The organism is Parasphingorhabdus flavimaris, assembly GCF_013371215.1.
Taxonomy (GTDB): domain Bacteria; phylum Pseudomonadota; class Alphaproteobacteria; order Sphingomonadales; family Sphingomonadaceae; genus Parasphingorhabdus; species Parasphingorhabdus flavimaris.
On sequence record NZ_JABWMH010000001.1, the window covers coordinates 823,131 to 839,588 of the forward strand.

Genomic DNA, 16,458 nt, shown 5'->3' on the forward strand with positions numbered 1-16,458 from the left:
ATATGCTGCTGAAAATCCATCACGAAACCCGCTACAATTACGACAATCCTGTGCAATATGGGCTGCAACAATTGCGTCTTCGTCCAAAGGAAAGAGCCGGTCAGCGAATATTGGACTGGAATATCGAGATTGAAGGCGGCGCGATGGAGTTGTCATTCGAGGACCATCACTGCAATCACGTTGACCTGATCAATGTAGAACGCGGGCGCAGCGAAGTTATCATTCGTTGCACCGGTGAGGTCGAGAATACGGACGGCAGCGGCGTCATCGGCTCTCATGCTGGATTTGCTCCCTTATGGTATTTCAAACGGTCGACCGCGCTGACCAAGCCGGGGCCGGAGATTGCCAAGCTGATCAATTTGCTGGATCAAGATGACGGTGATGATATTGTCCGGCTGCACGCCTTGTCAGCGCTGGTCGCGGACAAGGTCACCTATAAATCCGGTGAGACCAATGCCCGAACAACTTCGGAACAGGCTCTCGAACTTGGCAGTGGCGTGTGTCAGGATCATGCGCATATTTTTTGTGCTGCCGCCCGATCCCTGGGCTTTCCAGCTCGTTATGTCTCGGGATATCTGATGATGAGCGATCGGGTCGATCAGGATGCCACGCACGCCTGGGCGGAAATACATGTTGAACATATCGGCTGGGTCGGTTTCGATGTGTCCAATGGCTATTCTCCCGATGAACGCTATGTCCGGGTCGCTACCGGCCTGGACTATCGCGATGCGTCGCCGATATCCGGGCTGCGCTACGGTGCGGGCAACGAGGATATGATTGTAAGCCTGCAGGTACAGCAGTAGAGAGACCGCGAATTCTAATCAGGGATAACCATTACAAATGACCTATTGCGTGGGCTTGCGGATGAAACGCGGTCTGGTATTCATGTCCGATACCCGGACCAATGCGGGCGTCGACGATATTGCCCAAGTAAAGAAACTGACCAGCTGGGAAGTGTCCGGCGACCGGGTGATCACGCTGCTTTCGGCAGGCAATCTGGCAACCACGCAGGCGGTTGTCAGCTTGCTCGACGAGCGCGGCAAACATCCCGATGATCGCAATCCTTCGATCCTGCAGGCACCCTCCATGTTTCAGGTCGCCACGATCATTGGCGACACATTGCGCGAGGTGGTCAAAACCTATTCCCATCAAGGCCAGGAAGCCAAGTCTCCCTTCGGCGCAACGCTGATTCTCGGCGGTCAGATCCGGGGCAGCGACCCGAGGTTGTTTCTCATCTATCCGGCCGGTAATTTCATCGAAGCCAGCGATGACAGTCCTTTTTTCCAAAGCGGCGAGACCAAATATGGTCGTCCAATCCTGGTTCGTGGTTTTGATCCGGAGATGTCTTTCGAGAATGCCGTGAAGCTATTGCTGGTTTCTTTCGACTCCACGATCCGCGCCAATCTTGCAGTAGACCTGCCGCTCGATATGCAGGTGTACGAAGCCGACAGTTTCGCAATCAAACAACAACAGCGGATCGAGAAAGACGATCCCTATTTTCAGTCGATCTCGGAAGGCTGGGGCGATGCGTTAAAAAATGCCTTTCAATCGCTGCCTGATTTCAGGTTCGAAGGCTAACCGAAACGCCGTTTTCCGGCCATTGCCCGATGGGCCATGGCCATCGTCGTCAGTTGCGCGTTGACGCGGATGCAGCTGGGCATCACGCTGGCGTCGGTGACATAGCAATTGGTGGTATTGTGAACGCGCTGGTTGAGATCGACCACGCCTTTCTCGGGATCGATGTTGATACCGTTGCCCCCGTGCGGATGAGAACTCGACAGGACCACGTCATCAGGTTCGATGATGGCTGTTTCGTAAAAGGCGTCGATCTGTTCATGGGTCATGTCGCTGGTGAGGGTCTGGCCGCGTAGCAGGGCAGGGTAAACCTCGACCGCGCCGTTGAGAAAGTGGACCTTGGTCATTGTCGCCAATGCGCGGCGCAGCAGCGCCAATTCTTTTTCACCGATCTTCAGCTTGAGCTTGCCATTGTCCATATAGCCAAGCCGGTCGGCCGGAAACAGCACGCCGGCGGATACAAGCCGGTTGTAATTTTTCATTCGCTCGTAATGATCTTCAAACCAGCCGGGTACCAGGGTCGCCATGCTCATCGGCGGCTGGAAATGACTTTCGATCAGGAAATCGCCACGATCGACATAGGTCGCCATTTGATCTTCGTTCCAGACTTTCATGTCCATCCCTTCAGGCATCAAGGCCACGACCGGGCAGGCAATGTTCAGTGATATATTGCTTCCGGACTGGAGGATGCCGCTTTCTTGCAGCAGATTGCTGGACGCCAGCGCACCGGCTGCCACGACCACGCCCTTGCGAGCCCGGATCGTGCACTTGCCGCCGCCGCGGAGGGTGATCTCGACGGCGCTGGCGATTTTCTTGCCGTTGGCGCCTTCCTCCCAGAGGATTTCGGTTGCTTCGGCTCGGTGCAAAATGCGGGCAGGCCTGTCGCGCTCGTCACTGGTTGAATGGGCAAGAAAACTCTCCGGCATGGCCTTTTTCCGGCCATAAGGGCAGCCGGTGTTGCAATAGCCGCAATAGACACATTCGCTATCATCGGTTTTGGGGCCGTAGTTTTTTCTGAACCACGCGGTGACCGCTTTATGATCCATCGGATCGCTGGATTGTGCGGCATATTTGTTCCAGCCGTCGATCAGGTGCGGACCATTGTTGCGGCCGGTGATCCGGTCGATTTCCGAGACCTCGAGAGCTTGTTCGACCGCATCATAGCTCAAAGCCAGTTCCGCTTCGCTGATCGGCGCGCCAAGCCTTGCCCAGCTATCGTAAACATCTTCTGCATCGGGATGGACAAGCCCGTCGTGTTTCATGCGCAGGCAGATGCCGTTGTTGATGACGGTCGAGCCGCCAACCACGCGGCCCTGAAACACGATAATATCGCGATCGGAGGTCGTTTGCAGCGCGCCGTCCTTGAACAGGCGTGCGGTCATCCGCGCTTCTTCATGGGTGATCCGGGCAGAGGGGTAATGACCACCGGCTTCAATGATCAGCGTTTCATGTCCTTCGTCGGCCACCGCAGCTGCTGCAACCGCGCCCCCGGCACCCGATCCGATGACGATCACGTCAGTTTCTTCCGGGATTGCCTGATGGCCGATGAATACCTCTGATGTGAGGTCGCGGTGTGTTTCCCGACGGACATGGCGTTCGCCCGGACCCGATCGGTCTCGCTGGGCGGGCAGTTCAAAATTCAGATCGGCGTAGATCGGGTTATCGAAGTTTTCGGCTTCATCGCCGTGCTGCCAATGACCGTAATAGCCAGCCAGAATGACGCCCTTGGTCCGCGCCATATCCTGCAACAGGTCGATCCCGGATTTTTGCAGCCGCCGGCTGATCCGTTTTTTGCGCGTTTCCGGCGACGCCGCCAGAAAAAACGGACCGCCGAGAACGAGCAGCAGGCCATAGAGAGCCATGCCGATTTCATCCGGCTTGTCGCCATCGATATTGGAGAAATGCTCTTGCAGGTTTTCCACCACCTGATCGGCGGAAATCGCCATTTGGCGGTTATGAAACAGGGCCTCTGTCATGGCCTTGATCATCAGCGCCTGCAGTCGATTAAATGGCTTTCGCACGCTTCGTCTCCCTCGGTGCGACCCAGGGCATCTTAAGGCTTCAAACTATTCCTTCGCGGCATCACTGTCGATGATGATTCCCAGTCCATCACCATCCGCTCCGACCTTGAAGCGGCGGCTGACCTTGGCCGCTGCCATGTCGATCTCGGCAATCATATCCGGTCCGGTTTCCGCGACATATAGCATCTTACCATCAGGCGCGAACAGGATTGTCACCTGACGGGCCTCGGCTGACCCGCTGACCATTATTTCGCCGGTGGATTTCCGCGTCGCCACGTCGAAAAGTCCAAGCGCGCCGTCGCCAAGATTGGATGTGACCGCAGTCCCGCCGTCGGGGCTGATCGCCACGCGGATCGGAAAGCTGCCGGTCTTTATCGTTGCAAGTTCTTCCAGACTTTGCGTGTCGAAAACCCGCAGCATGTCACCGCTACGGTCGGCAACCCAAACGGTTTCGCCGTCGGGCGTGACCGCCAGTCCTTCGGGCACCGCTCCGGCCGGAAGATCTTTGATCTTGGTCATTTGCTTCAGATCAAGGACGCTTACTGTCCCTGATTGCATATTGGTCACAAAGGCACGCGATTTGTCAGGGGCAACCGCGATCATATGGCTGCCCTTCTGACCTGTCGGGATCATCCGCGTCTGGCGTTGCTGCGCCTCCCCGCTGGGTGGCGAGACTATCGTCACACTGTCGCTGCCCTCGGTCGTCGCCATGATCCGTCCATCGTCGAGCCAAAGGATCCCGTGGGGACGGCGGGCGGGGGAAAGCGACACGGTCTCGATCTTTTCCATCGCCGCGATATCAAAAATATCGATGCTCTCTCCGCCATAGGACACGATCGCCGCAAGCTTTCCGTCGGGAGATATGGCGATTTCATGCGGCAGATGTCCGGTATCGCGCCTGGCGATTTCCTCACCTGTAGCAAGGTCGATGAAGCTCAGGCTGTCCTCGCCTTTGTTGCCAACCAGCAATGTTCCGGACATCGTGCCCGTTTCAGCGGCGATATTCTGGCCGGACAGGGAACAGGCGGCAAGCAGGACGATTGCCGATGAGGCTCGCAGATATTTTCCAATCATGGTTCGGTCTTTCCTTTATATGCAGAGGATAACAGCAAATTGCGGTTTTTCTATCCCCGATTGCCATCAACTGTGACTTGAGGCACTGCTTGTGACCGCGGGGGTGATAGGATATATATGTCTGAACAACATCGAGAGCTTATCATGCGAAACAAGATTGGCGGCTTCTATAGCAAATTGATCCTCGGGACAGTGATCGCGGCGCTCGCGGTGCCTGCTCCGGCCTCCGCGCAATTTGGCAGTTTGTTCAAAAAGCGCTCCTCCGCCCCGCAGGAGTCGAGCGACAACAGCAACTCCGATGATTGTACGACCGACCCGGGCAAGTCGATCGGAAAATCGATTCTGGGCAATATGATCGGCGACTTCACCCGGCGCGCCACCCGGAACATGGGCGTTGTCGGCTCCTATATTCCCCGCGCCGAAGTGGCGGACACGCTGACCAACTCTATCGCCTGCCGGCTCGACCAGGACGAACAATTGCAAGCAGCCGAGGCGACGCGAAATGTGACGCGGTCGGAAGCGGTGGGCAGCAGCGCGCAATGGAAGAGCGAGACTCGCGCCGATGTGTCGGGCAGCTCGACCGCTACCGCGAAAACACAGACGGCGGATGGCACAAGCTGCATGACGATCACCGATGTCATCATAGTTGATGGCGAGGAAACGCGCGCCTCCAAACAAATGTGCAAGGGCCGCGGTGAAACGCGTTATGTGGTAGTGGTCTAATCATGAACAGAAGACTCAAGGCCCTGATCGCTACGACCGCTCTGTTGACACTCGGCGCCGCCGACGTCGATCCCGGCATGGATCCGGACAACCCGACCTGCCCGCGCTATCCCAACTGGTCGTCCAACAAGAAGATGGAACTGACGCCGGTCGACCGCAAAGGCCGAAAAATATTGCTGGCCGAAGGGGCCGTCGATGCGGGCCTGCCGGACAGGCTTCGTAAAACGCTGGAAAAAAATCCCGATATTGCAGAAATCTGGCTGCGCTCTCCTGGCGGAAGTGCTCGCGCCGGTAACGAAGCGGGACAGGTCATCCGGCAATTTGCCAAGAAAATCGACGGACTTCTGATCACCCGCGTTCCGGCAGGGTGGACCTGCTTTAGCGCCTGCAATTTCGTCTTCATGGGCGGCCAGGGCCGGATCATCGACGAAGGCGGCCAGTTCATGGTTCACATGTTCACGATGACCAATGACCGGGACGCCATCAATTACAGTATCGAGATGGGCACCGATTCCACCGTCGGCCTGATCGGCGAGGTCGAACAGGAAAGCGCTCTGCTCGCCACCGAAGACAATGATTTTCTGATCCGCATGGGCGTGTCGCGCAAATTGCTGTCCGAAGTGATGTACAAGACAAAGGCGGTCAACAGCGGGGACGGGGACAAGTCCACCCGGCGTTGTCTGACTCAGGAGGAAGCGCTGCGTTACAATGTTGCCAATGTGACCGGCTAGCCCACCCCTAGCAGACAGACCTGCCGGTTATGGCGGCCATGCTTTTGCTTTTCTTTTGAAATTATGGCGTTAGCATAATCCCAAGTAAATCGGGGAGGCCGGACGATGCGTCATATTGCGATCATAGGATCGGGACCTGCGGGCTATTATTCAGCCGAAGCGGCGCAGAAGAAATTTGGCGATGATGTCGCCGTCGACATCATCGACCGCTTGCCCGTCCCCTTTGGTTTGATCCGCACTGGTGTTGCCCCCGACCATCAGTCGATCAAGGCCGTTTCGCGGCGCTACGAGAAAACCAATCTGGGTGACAATGTGCGCTTCGTCGGCAATGTCACGGTCGGCGAGGATGTCAGCGTCGCCGAACTGCAGCAGTTATATGATGCCGTCGTGCTGGCCACCGGCGCACCCAATGATCGCAAGCTGGACATTCCGGGCAGCGATCAGGATGGCGTGATTGGCAGTGCCGCGTTCGTCGGCTGGTATAATGGTCACCCAGACTTCAAGGACCTCGACCCGCCGCTAGACGGTCGGTCTGTCGCGGTCATCGGCAATGGCAATGTGGCGCTGGATGTTGCGCGCATATTGGCGAAGACCGAGAGTGAATTTGCCGGCAGCGATATTGTCGGCCATGCGCTCGATCAATTGAAAGCCAGCAAGGTCCAGAAGATTAGCTTGCTGGGAAGGCGCGGTCCGCACCAGATCGCAATGACCCCCAAGGAATTGGGCGAACTCGGCCATCTCGAACGGGCGCGGCCAATCGTCGATCCGCTCGATTTCCCCGACGAAGGCGCCGATGCGATGCTCGAGCCCGGGATGCGCAAATCGGTCACCCATCTGCGCAGCTTTTACGAACGGGCAGGTGAATTGCTCGACAAGCCGGTCAAGATTGATTTCGACTTTTTTGCGATGCCGGTCGAAATTGTGGGCGATGGCAAGGTCGAAAAAATCGTCGTCGAAAAGACCGAACTCGACAAGGATATGCGTTCGACCGGAACCGGCGAGCTTTACGAACTGGATTGCCAGATGGTGATCAGCTGCATCGGCTATCGCACGCCGCCGATCGAAGGCGTGCCCTACGAGCATGGCCGAGGCCGCTTCGCCAATACCGACGGACGGATTTTGCCGGGCCTTTATTGCGTTGGCTGGGCGAGGCGCGGGCCGTCGGGCACGATCGGAACCAACAAGCCCGACGGCTTCGCGATTGTTGATGCGATCGCGGAGGATATCGGCTCGGGTGACCGCAAGGAAGGGCGCCAGGGTCTGGACCGTCTGTTTGAAGAGCGCGGCGTGGAGACCGTCACTTTCCGTGACTGGAAGAGAATTGAAGAAGCCGAAATTGCGCGGGCGAGGGATGGTTCTCCACGCGAGAAATTCACCGATATCGCCGATATGATTGCGGCGCGGGACTAGTCGGGCAGCCACCCCCGCAATATCGCATTTACTTTTTCGGGTGCTTCCTGCTGAACCCAGTGCGATACACCGGGCAGGCGGTGCAGCTCCAGATCGGGCACCCATTCTTCGGTGCCGTCGGTACAGCGGATATCGATCGCCATATCCTCTTCTCCCCAGATCATCAGGGTCGGGATATCGACCATACCATCTCCGATTTCGCGTGCGTCCTTGGTGCGCAGCAGGGCGCGGTAATAGTTGATCATCGCGCGCAGGGCGCCGGGGCGGCTGGCGGCGTCGGCGTAGATTTGCAATTCACTATCCGGAAAGCGGCTTTTGTCGACCGCCATTTTCGAGAAAGCCCGTTTCACCGGCTCCGCTTCGTTCCGTCCAAACATTCTTTCCGGCAGCCATGGAATCTGGAAGAAGAAAATATACCAGCTTTTCCGGAGCTGATACCAGTGCCGCATTTCGCGCTGCGCGCATTTGGGATGCGGGACATTCATGATCACCAGGCGGGTCAGCGGTCGGATTTTCTTGATCGCAAAATGCCAGGCAATAATCGCGCCCCAGTCATGGGCGATCAGGGTGACTTCTTCCGCGCCGCTCGCGTCGACAAGGGCGGCGATGTCCTCGACCAATATGTTCAGGCGATAGGATTTGATACCCGCCGGTCTGCTCGAGCCGCCATAGCCGCGCAAATTGGGCGCCCACACGCGGTAGCCCATCTCGGCGAGCATCGGCATCTGGTGACGCCAGCTGTGGTTGAGTTCAGGGAAGCCGTGGAGGCACAGAGCCAGCTTCTTCCCTTCCCCTGCGGTTGCGACTTCGAAGATCTGGCCATTGGTTTCGATCCATTCCACGGCGATGCCGCTCGACGGCGGCGGATTCCATGAGACAATCTTTTCCATATTTTCATCTTGCACCAGAAGACTTTAACCAACCAGTTAAATCTGCTAAAGCATCAGAAAAATATAGGAGAGAGTCGATGCATGATCTGGTAATTCGTGGTGGAACTGTGGTTGACGGTACGGGGGGCGCACCGTTTGTCGCCGATGTTGCGATTGATGGTGACCGTGTTTCGCTGGTCGGGACCGTCACGGCGCAGGGTCGCGAGGAGATTGATGCCGCTGGAAAATTCGTCACCCCCGGCTTTGTCGACGTCCACACTCATTATGACGGGCAAGCGACCTGGGATGATGAGATGGCGCCCTCGAGCTGGCACGGTATTACCACAGTCGTGATGGGCAATTGCGGCGTCGGTTTTGCGCCGGCGCGGCCCGATCGTCACGAATGGCTGATCAACCTGATGGAAGGCGTGGAGGATATCCCCGGTACCGCTCTGGCCGAAGGTATGAGCTGGAACTGGGAAACCTTCCCGGAATATCTTGACGAGCTGGAAAGAATGCCGCGGACCGTTGATGTCGCGACCCATGTACCGCACGGTGCGGTACGCGCCTACGTGCTGGGCGACCGGGAAAAGCCGGGCGCAGTGCCTACCGACGACGAAATCGACCAGATGTCACAGATCGTCGAGGACGGTCTGAAAGCCGGCGCGCTCGGCTTCTCGACCTCGCGGACGATCCTGCATCGCAGCATTGATGGCGAGCTTGTGCCGGGTACGACGGCAACCAAGGAAGAGCTGATAGGAATTGGCCGGGCGATGGGCCGGGTCGGCTATGGTGTGTTCGAAATGGCGAGCGATCTCAACAAGGAATGGGACGAATTTGGCTGGATGGGCGATCTCAGCCGCGAAACCGGTCTGCCGGTGACCTTCGCGGCGCTGCAGTCAATCGCCAAGGAACAGTCGCTGGACGAGCAGATCAGCAATATGCGCGCGGAAAATGACAATGGTGCCAATATCGTCGCGCAGATTGCGCTGCGCGGCAACGGCATTGTCATGGCCTGGCAGGGCACGGTACATCCTTTCGTTCGCCACCCGAGCTGGATGGCGATGGAAGACCTGAGCTGGGATAAAAAATATGCCAGGCTGAAAGATCCGGCGTTCAAGGCACAATTGCTCGGCGAAAGTGCCGAGATGCCGGAACAGGTCGATATCGTCCCGGTCTTCATGATCATCACCCAGGGCTGGCCGGTGCAGTTCGAGATGGATCTGGATTTCAACTACGAACCACAAGCCGACGAAAGCATCGCCTCGCGTGCTGCCGCCGCTGGTAAATCGGGTGCGGAATATGCTTATGATCTGATGATGGCCGATGATGGCAAGGGCTTCATCTATCTGCCCTTGCTCAACTATATGGACGGCAATCTCGATTTTCTCGAAACATTGCAGCAGGCCGATGACACGGTGAACAGCCTGTCGGACGGCGGCGCGCATTGCGGCACGATCTGCGATGCCGCGAGCCCGACCTTCATGCTCGAATATTGGGTGAAGAATCGCGAGCGCGGTACGATCAGCATCGAGAACGCGATCAAGCGGCAATGTCTGGATACGTCACGGCTCTATGGCCTGAACGATCGCGGAGTGCTCAAGCCTGGCTATCTGGCGGACGTCAACGTGATCGATATGGAACGGATCAAGCTGGGCAAGCCATGGCTGGCATTCGATCTGCCAGCGGGCGGCAAGAGATTGCTGCAGAAAGCAGATGGTTATGATTATACGATCAAGTCGGGGCAGGTGACGTTCAAGGGCGGGGTCGTGACCGACAAGCGTCCCGGTGGTCTGATCCGTGGCCCGCAAATGGTCGAGATGCTCGAAGCGGCTGAATAGTATAAACCCCTCCCCCGACAAAGGGGGAGGGGCTTTTCAGACTAGAAAGCCTTCTGCCAGCCAACCGTCAGCATCCAGTCGCCGGTCAGCTGCGGGCCGTTGACATTTTGATAGATCGGCGCGCCAAGCTCGATGCCGAGCCGATGGCCGGCCAGTGCGCCATGGGTCGCGACGAAATTGACCCCGCCGAGCAAGTCCACTGTTTCTCCACCGGAAAAATCGGGATTTGCGGTCTGCACCGGTCCCATGACATTCGGGTTCAAACCCTCGATCCGGCCCGTCGATTGCGCACGGACGCGGCCGGACAGGCTGATCCATTGTGCGGGAAGGTAACTGGCCCAGAGTGACCCTTCATGGACATCGCCGAGACGATAGCTATTGTCATTGGTGCCGGTCCGGATGGTTCCGGCATATTGCGCGCCGAAGCTCCATTTCCCGGACCATTGTTTCAATGTCAGCGCCGGTTTCAAATCCCAAGTGCCAGAGCCGCTCTGCATCCCATAAGGCATGACCATTGTCGGTTGCGTGTTCATCGGAGACAGCGTCTGGCCGGTTTCATCGATTGATCCGGTGGGCATGCCGACCACCGCGCGGAGGTTCAGTTCGGTACCGGTATCGCTGGTGGCCGGCTTTTGGCCCAGTAACGGGAAGATCGCTCCCGCGCTGATGTCGCCAATGCCTTTGGGATTGGTCTGGAAGTCTCCCAGCACCGTGGTTCCGGTTGGCCCGGCATAGGTTGTGATGTTTGATTCCCGCTCGCTATAAGGAAGCATGGCGACCAGCGTGATCCAGTCGGCGGGCGAATACATGGCGCCCAGCATCACCATGTCCTTTGCCATCGACTGGGGCACCAGCCGCAAAGTGGGCGGCTGCATCGGCATGCCGGCAAAGCGGTTGGGAATGGTTGTCACGATAGCATCATTGCTGATGCCGTCGGTGCCGACCTGGTTGCCCGACATCGCCATATGCATGTAGCGCAGCGAGAACATGACCTCGCCTTTCTTGTGCGTATGGTCAGCCGATACGCCGATGGGCGCATGGTCATCGGCACGCACATTATGGGCGAAAGCCGGAGAGGCGAGGGTGCAAGACGCGATCATCGCGCCTGCAAAAGCTAGATTCTTCATGAAAATTTCCTGTAAATATCTGAACGCAGTGTCGCCGTGTGGCGCACTGCAAATTTAGGATGGGGTTCAGACGGTTACAGGCGGCCCGGTTGCTGGCGGTATATTAATCCGGTTGCGCAGCGCAAAGCGGCGCGGCTCGGATGGTTCGTGCGTGGCCGGAGCCAATGTAGAGGTTGCAAGTTCTGGTGCGGAAGCAGCAAGGCCAAAGGACGTGCCACCGGCGAAGGCGCAGGCAGGCGTCGATGGTTCTGGTTCGGGTTCCGGCGCGGTCTCGTCCTGCTGACCATAGACCAGCGAAAGTAGCTCAAAGTCGGGATTGTCCGGCGTGATCGACAGTTTGCTGTCGGCGTGGCCGGAGCAGAGCTTGATCGCAAAACCACCGGTAGTCTGGGTGGGCATAAAGCCTTGCGGCGCCAGCGCACCCACCAACATCGCGAGCAAGGCGAACGCGTGGATCGCCGGGTTGGTTTTCAGGAACCGGGAGAAGGGAAGAGGCCGAGTCATGGTGTTGCGGGCGCTATATTGTGCCGCGGGAGTAAATGCTAGTGTTCTCGGACGTGTCGGCTGCGAGAGGCCGAACATTCAATGCAATATGGTCTAGGTTCAAGGGTCGCTGCCTAGATTTCCGTCACCCCAGCGAAGGCTGGGGCCCAATCCGATCTGGCGATGACCAGCAAGTTTTGCACTTGGCGAGAACAAGCGAGAGATAGCTACATTGGTATAGGCTCCAGCCTTCGCTGGAGTGACAGGATTAAACGCAGTTGGATGAGAGTTGTGCAACGGTTTGTTGCTGTTCGTGGTGAGCTTGTCGAACCACGCCTGTAACCGAGCGCTGTCCTGCGACAGGCTCAGGACGAACGGAGCTCATTAAGTCTACGCAACCCTCTCCCTCAAGGGAGCGCTATCAAACCCGCATCGGCATCAGCACATAGAGCGCCGTGCTCTTGTCATTTTCGCGGATCAGCGTCGGGGCGCTGGCGTCGGCGAGATGGAGTTCGACGCTGTCGCCCTCGATTTCGCTCAGAATATCCATCAGATATTTCGAGTTGAAACCGATTTCGAAGACGTCGTCCTTGTAGGAGCCAGGCACTTCTTCTTCGGCCTTGCCATTTTCGGGCGAGGTGACGGAGAGGGTGATCTTGTCTTCGCCGAGCGCCATCTTGACGGCGCGGGTTTTTTCGGTGGCGATGGTCGAGACCCGGTCGACGCCCTGGGCAAAGCTCTTGGGATCGATCTTGAGCAGCTTGTCATTGCCGGTTGGAATGACGCGCGTATAATCGGGGAATGTTCCGTCGATCAGCTTGCTGGTCAGGATTGCGGTGCCCAAGGTGAAGCGGATCTTGCTCGCCGAAAGGTCGATCTGGACCGAGGATTCATTATTTTCGTCGAGCAACTTGCGCAGTTCGTTGACGCATTTGCGCGGGACGATCACGTCGGGCATGCCTTCTGCGCCTGCCGGACGGGGCAGGGTGACGCGGGCGAGGCGATGCCCATCGGTAGCAGCGGCCTTGAGCACGGGCGTCTCTTCATCCTGGACGTGCAGGAAGATGCCGTTGAGATAATAGCGGGTTTCTTCGGTCGAGATCGCGAAACGCGTCTTGTCGATGATCTGGATCAGCGAGCTTGCGGGCAATTCAAAGCTGGTCGGCAACTCGCCTTCGGCGATAACCGGAAAATCGTCGCGGGGGAGGGTTTGCAGATTGAAGCGCGCGCGGCCCGCATTGACCTTCATCTTGCCATCCGCTGCGTCGAGCTGGACCTGGGAACCGTCGGGCAGCTTGCGGGCGATATCGAACAATGTGTGGGCGGAGACGGTAGTCGATCCGGCGGTTTCGACCTGGGCTTCGACGGTTTCAACGACCTGAAGATCGAGATCGGTCGCCATCAGCTTGATGCTGCCGTCGCTGTTCGCTTCGATGAGCACGTTGGACAATATCGGAATAGTGTTGCGCCGCTCAACCACGGACTGGACATGGCCCAGGCTCTTTAGCAATGCCGCGCGTTCAATGGTCGCTTTCATAAACCGTCCTTCTTGTTCCCAATCAACCGTGATAATTGCGGTGCGAATGACTCCGCACGGGTTCACGGATAGTTACCCGCTTCATTAACAATAAAGAGCCGCAGGGCAAGCCTGATCGCCGTTTGATGTCCGATAATACCGTGAAAAACTGTGGAAAAAACTAGTGAGGCGGGTAAAGCCGCTGTTTCAGCCGATGGCATTGGCCATTTTGGAACGGGATAATGTGATTATGAGCGGCATCAGCACCAATGGTAAGCGCCTGTTTATCGCGCGGCACGGCGAGACGATCTTCAACCTCGCTGGCCGGATCCAGGGCGAGCATGTCCATACGCCGCTGACCCGCAGCGGCTTCGCTCAGGCCGATGCAATGGGCCGGGCCCTTGCCTTGCATCTGGCGCCGGACACACCGGCTCTGGACCTGATTGCTTCGGACACCGACCGGGCGCTGCAAACCCTGTCGGTGGTTGCGGAGCATGTCGGTGCCGACTGGCATCAGGCGCGTAGCGATGCGCGGTTGCGCGAGATCGATATGGGTGAATGGGGCGGCGTCATGTATCATGACCTCGACGGCAAGCTGGAGATCGACCATGAAGAACGCTTGTTTGTGACGGTTGCGCCCGGCGGCGAAGATTATCGAGACATTGAAAAACGACTGAAACACTGGCTCGACGAGCAGAACTTCACCCGGGACGCCGTTTTGATCAGCCACGGCATGACCAGCCGGGTTCTGCGGGGTTTGCTCGTCGGCGCCGATGCTCACCCTCGCTTTGGGGCACCGATTGCCGAAGGCTTGCCGCAAGGATCTATTGTGCAGATTTGCGACGGGCGCGAGGATGTCATCCATGTCGGTGGCGGAGAAGGGGAGAAAGCTTGAGAAAGCGCTTCATTCTTCTTTCACTGGCGCTGACTGCAATCTCCACGCCACTGGCCGCCAAGGAATCCCTCGGTATATTCAACAGTTGGGGAGCATTTCGCGATGCCGAAATCCCGCGTTGCTATGCGATCGCGGAATCTGAAGAAATCAACGGCAAGGCCGAGCGTAAATCCTTTGCCAGCATCGGTTTCTGGCCAAAGCGTAAGATCAGGCGGCAATTTCACGTTCGGTTGAGCCGGGACCGGTCGTCCAACAGCCGCGTAATTGTCAGCATCGCGGGTAGGCGATTTCAGCTCACTGCCAATCGCTCGGATGGCTGGTCGCAGGACAAGCGCATGGATGCTGCAATCATCGCGGCGATCCGTTCGTCGACCAGCATGACCGTGGAAAGCGTCGGGCGGGACGGCAAGTCGATCGTCGATGCCTACCGGCTGCGCGGGGCGGCGACCGCAATTGATGCGGCATCGCTCGGTTGTTCGCGGTTGCGGTAGATTTTACTGAAGACACGCACTATATGCCCAGCCATGCAGATACCTGGCCACATAGATCCCGTTCCCTTGCCCGCCAAGGTCACCCCCCGTGCCGACGGTCGCGTTGACCTCATAGGCCTTAGCGTGTCGCAAATCCGCGATGTGCTGATCGCCGCAGGACTTGAGGAAAAGCAGGGAAAACTGCGCTCCAAGCAGCTGTTCCACTGGATTTACCACCGCGGCATCAATGACTTCGCGATAATGACCGACATGAGCAAGACCTTGCGGCCCTGGTTGGCAGAACGTTTTGTGATCGGCCGACCGGAAATCGTCGAAGCGCATCTGTCGGAAGACGGGACCCGTAAATGGTTGCTGCGTTCCGCCGATGCGCAAGATTATGAAATGGTTTTCATTCCTGACGAAGATCGCGGGACGCTTTGCATCTCCAGTCAGGTCGGGTGCACGTTGAACTGCCGTTTCTGCCACACCGGAACGATGCGACTGGTGCGCAACCTGACGCCGGGCGAGATTGTCGGTCAGGTCATGCTCGCTCGTGACGCGCTTGGCGAGTGGCCAAAAGGCGTGATGGATTTTGCCGACGACGGCGAGACGGAAAATACCAAGGAATATAATCAGGCCTATAAATCTGATGGGCGCTTGCTGACCAATATCGTGCTGATGGGCATGGGCGAGCCTCTGTATAATTTCGAGAATGTCCGCGACGCGATGAAGATCGTGATGGATGGCGACGGGCTGGCTCTGTCACGCCGCCGGATCACGCTCTCCACTAGCGGAGTTGTGCCGATGATCGCCCGGGCAGGGGCTGAGATTAACGTCAATCTCGCGATTTCCCTGCACGCAGTGAACAAGGAAACCAGAGACGAGATCGTTCCGCTCAATCGCAAATATTCGATCGAGGAACTGCTGCAGGCCTGTGCCGATTATCCGGGCGCGAATAATGCGCGACGGATCACTTTTGAATATGTGATGCTGAAAGACAAGAATGACAGCGATCAGGATGCTCGCGAGCTTGTCAATCTGCTGCGCAACTATGACTTGCCCGCCAAGGTCAATCTGATCCCGTTCAACCCGTGGCCCGGTTCGGATTATGAATGTTCCACTCCGGAGCGTATCAAGTCATTCTCGAAGATCATTTTTGATGCCGGGATAAGCGCGCCGATCCGGACCCCGCGCGGGCGGGATATCATGGCCGCCTGCGGCCAGCTCAAATCGGCGAGCGAGAAGAAAAGTCGCGCGGAACTTGACCGGCTGGCCGAAGAGAAGCAGGCCGCGCTGGGCTAGGCCGCTGCGATTACGTCAATCTCGACCATCAGTTCCGGCAATGCCAAGGCGTTGACTTCGACGGTAGTATCGGCGGGATAGGGCGGTGCGAAATAGGTCTTTCTCGCCGCGACGATTTTCGGGAAATTTGACATGTCGGTCAGGTAGATGGTCACTTTGACAATCTGGTCCCGACTACTGCCGGCTGCACGGAGGACACGGTCGATATTTGCAAATACCTGCTTCAACTGGGCATCGAAGTCGTCGACGCCGACAATCTGACCCTGTTCGTCAATCGCAGCCTGGCCGGATAGAAAAATCAAGTCACCGACTTGCCAGCCCGGCGATATGGCGAAAGCTGCAAGCGGATCCGGATTCAGTTTGATGACCTGTTTATAAGCGCTCATAATATCCCCTCCCTCGAAATATAGTGCCATATTCT

Annotated in this window: 16 protein-coding genes; 9 read left to right on the top strand and 7 right to left on the bottom strand. The window is 57.5% G+C overall.

Annotated features, from left to right (window positions below):
- Nucleotides 1-2 precede the first annotated feature (2 nt).
- Both HUO14_RS04015 and HUO14_RS04020 read left to right on the top strand, forming a co-directional pair.
- Nucleotides 3-803: a transglutaminase family protein gene (locus HUO14_RS04015; protein ID WP_176278560.1), complete on the top strand. Its 801-nt coding sequence runs from the start codon at nucleotides 3-5 to the stop codon at nucleotides 801-803.
- 37 nt (nucleotides 804-840) lie between these two features.
- Entirely contained in the window at nucleotides 841-1,578 is a 738-nt protein-coding gene (locus HUO14_RS04020) for a proteasome-type protease (RefSeq protein WP_176278561.1), read from the top strand.
- Here HUO14_RS04020 and HUO14_RS04025 read toward each other — a convergent pair.
- On the bottom strand, nucleotides 1,575-3,596 hold the full coding sequence (locus HUO14_RS04025) for a GMC family oxidoreductase N-terminal domain-containing protein (RefSeq protein WP_343046046.1): 2,022 nt from the start codon (nucleotides 3,594-3,596) through the stop codon (nucleotides 1,575-1,577). The genes HUO14_RS04020 and HUO14_RS04025 overlap by 4 nt on opposite strands.
- Nucleotides 3,597-3,641: 45 nt before the next feature.
- Complete coding sequence (locus tag HUO14_RS04030; protein WP_176278562.1) at nucleotides 3,642-4,670, bottom strand: YncE family protein; 1,029 nt, start codon at nucleotides 4,668-4,670, stop codon at nucleotides 3,642-3,644.
- A gap of 144 nt (nucleotides 4,671-4,814) precedes the next feature.
- Here HUO14_RS04030 and HUO14_RS04035 point away from each other — a divergent pair, with 144 nt between their 5' ends.
- The 3 genes from HUO14_RS04035 to HUO14_RS04045 all read left to right on the top strand — a co-directional run bounded on the left by HUO14_RS04035 (nucleotide 4,815) and on the right by HUO14_RS04045 (nucleotide 7,534).
- Nucleotides 4,815-5,393, top strand: a complete 579-nt coding sequence (locus HUO14_RS04035; RefSeq protein WP_246255218.1) for a hypothetical protein — start codon at nucleotides 4,815-4,817, stop codon at nucleotides 5,391-5,393.
- Nucleotides 5,394-5,395: 2 nt separating this feature from the next.
- Nucleotides 5,396-6,124, top strand: a complete 729-nt coding sequence (locus tag HUO14_RS04040; RefSeq protein WP_246255220.1) for a COG3904 family protein — start codon at nucleotides 5,396-5,398, stop codon at nucleotides 6,122-6,124.
- A 105-nt stretch (nucleotides 6,125-6,229) separates the two neighbouring features.
- Nucleotides 6,230-7,534: an FAD-dependent oxidoreductase gene (locus HUO14_RS04045; protein ID WP_176278563.1), complete on the top strand. Its 1,305-nt coding sequence runs from the start codon at nucleotides 6,230-6,232 to the stop codon at nucleotides 7,532-7,534.
- Here the strand turns inward: HUO14_RS04045 and HUO14_RS04050 are convergent.
- Nucleotides 7,531-8,424, bottom strand: coding sequence for an alpha/beta fold hydrolase (locus HUO14_RS04050; RefSeq protein WP_176278564.1), 894 nt, complete (start codon nucleotides 8,422-8,424; stop codon nucleotides 7,531-7,533). The two genes, HUO14_RS04045 and HUO14_RS04050, sit on opposite strands and share 4 nt — an antisense overlap.
- Before the next feature lie 77 nt (nucleotides 8,425-8,501).
- Here HUO14_RS04050 and HUO14_RS04055 point away from each other — a divergent pair, with 77 nt between their 5' ends.
- Entirely contained in the window at nucleotides 8,502-10,244 is a 1,743-nt protein-coding gene (locus HUO14_RS04055) for an N-acyl-D-amino-acid deacylase family protein (RefSeq protein ID WP_176278565.1), read from the top strand.
- Between the two features lie 41 nt (nucleotides 10,245-10,285).
- Here HUO14_RS04055 and HUO14_RS04060 read toward each other — a convergent pair whose 3' ends face one another.
- The 3 genes from HUO14_RS04060 to dnaN form a co-directional block, all read right to left on the bottom strand.
- Entirely contained in the window at nucleotides 10,286-11,371 is a 1,086-nt protein-coding gene (locus HUO14_RS04060; RefSeq protein WP_176278566.1) for a transporter, read from the bottom strand.
- A 66-nt stretch (nucleotides 11,372-11,437) separates the two neighbouring features.
- The gene (locus HUO14_RS04065) at nucleotides 11,438-11,875 is read right to left on the bottom strand and encodes a hypothetical protein (RefSeq protein WP_176278567.1); all 438 of its coding nucleotides are present in this window, start codon (nucleotides 11,873-11,875) and stop codon (nucleotides 11,438-11,440) included.
- A gap of 400 nt (nucleotides 11,876-12,275) precedes the next feature.
- The gene (gene dnaN, locus HUO14_RS04070; RefSeq protein ID WP_176278568.1) at nucleotides 12,276-13,391 is read right to left on the bottom strand and encodes a DNA polymerase III subunit beta; all 1,116 of its coding nucleotides are present in this window, start codon (nucleotides 13,389-13,391) and stop codon (nucleotides 12,276-12,278) included.
- 229 nt (nucleotides 13,392-13,620) lie between these two features.
- Here dnaN and HUO14_RS04075 point away from each other — a divergent pair, with 229 nt between their 5' ends.
- The 3 genes from HUO14_RS04075 to rlmN are packed head-to-tail and all read left to right on the top strand — an operon-like array spanning nucleotide 13,621 to nucleotide 16,037.
- Nucleotides 13,621-14,265 carry a histidine phosphatase family protein gene (locus HUO14_RS04075; RefSeq protein WP_176278569.1) on the top strand — a complete coding sequence of 215 codons (645 nt, stop codon included), beginning with the start codon at nucleotides 13,621-13,623 and terminating at the stop codon, nucleotides 14,263-14,265.
- Nucleotides 14,262-14,756: a hypothetical protein gene (locus HUO14_RS04080; protein WP_176278570.1), complete on the top strand. Its 495-nt coding sequence runs from the start codon at nucleotides 14,262-14,264 to the stop codon at nucleotides 14,754-14,756. Before HUO14_RS04075 ends, HUO14_RS04080 begins: the two co-directional genes overlap by 4 nt.
- 33 nt (nucleotides 14,757-14,789) lie before the next feature.
- Complete coding sequence (rlmN, locus tag HUO14_RS04085) at nucleotides 14,790-16,037, top strand: dual-specificity RNA methyltransferase RlmN (RefSeq protein WP_176278571.1); 1,248 nt, start codon at nucleotides 14,790-14,792, stop codon at nucleotides 16,035-16,037.
- On the opposite strand, the gene HUO14_RS04090 is transcribed toward rlmN, so the two are convergent.
- A complete protein-coding gene (locus tag HUO14_RS04090; RefSeq protein WP_176278572.1) occupies nucleotides 16,034-16,423 on the bottom strand; it encodes a RidA family protein in 390 nt (129 codons plus the stop codon). The genes rlmN and HUO14_RS04090 overlap by 4 nt on opposite strands.
- Between the last annotated feature and the right edge of the window lie 35 nt (nucleotides 16,424-16,458).

Coding starts and splice junctions, on each gene's coding strand:
- HUO14_RS04015 (WP_176278560.1), top strand. CDS start 3: ATGCTGCTGAAAATCCATCACGAAACCCGCTACAATTACGACAATCCT.
- HUO14_RS04020 (WP_176278561.1), top strand. CDS start 841: ATGACCTATTGCGTGGGCTTGCGGATGAAACGCGGTCTGGTATTCATG.
- HUO14_RS04030 (WP_176278562.1), bottom strand. CDS start 4,670: ATGATTGGAAAATATCTGCGAGCCTCATCGGCAATCGTCCTGCTTGCC.
- HUO14_RS04035 (WP_246255218.1), top strand. CDS start 4,815: ATGCGAAACAAGATTGGCGGCTTCTATAGCAAATTGATCCTCGGGACA.
- HUO14_RS04040 (WP_246255220.1), top strand. CDS start 5,396: ATGAACAGAAGACTCAAGGCCCTGATCGCTACGACCGCTCTGTTGACA.
- HUO14_RS04045 (WP_176278563.1), top strand. CDS start 6,230: ATGCGTCATATTGCGATCATAGGATCGGGACCTGCGGGCTATTATTCA.
- HUO14_RS04050 (WP_176278564.1), bottom strand. CDS start 8,424: ATGGAAAAGATTGTCTCATGGAATCCGCCGCCGTCGAGCGGCATCGCC.
- HUO14_RS04055 (WP_176278565.1), top strand. CDS start 8,502: ATGCATGATCTGGTAATTCGTGGTGGAACTGTGGTTGACGGTACGGGG.
- HUO14_RS04060 (WP_176278566.1), bottom strand. CDS start 11,371: ATGAAGAATCTAGCTTTTGCAGGCGCGATGATCGCGTCTTGCACCCTC.
- HUO14_RS04065 (WP_176278567.1), bottom strand. CDS start 11,875: ATGACTCGGCCTCTTCCCTTCTCCCGGTTCCTGAAAACCAACCCGGCG.
- dnaN (WP_176278568.1), bottom strand. CDS start 13,391: ATGAAAGCGACCATTGAACGCGCGGCATTGCTAAAGAGCCTGGGCCAT.
- HUO14_RS04075 (WP_176278569.1), top strand. CDS start 13,621: ATGAGCGGCATCAGCACCAATGGTAAGCGCCTGTTTATCGCGCGGCAC.
- rlmN (WP_176278571.1), top strand. CDS start 14,790: ATGCAGATACCTGGCCACATAGATCCCGTTCCCTTGCCCGCCAAGGTC.
- HUO14_RS04090 (WP_176278572.1), bottom strand. CDS start 16,423: ATGAGCGCTTATAAACAGGTCATCAAACTGAATCCGGATCCGCTTGCA.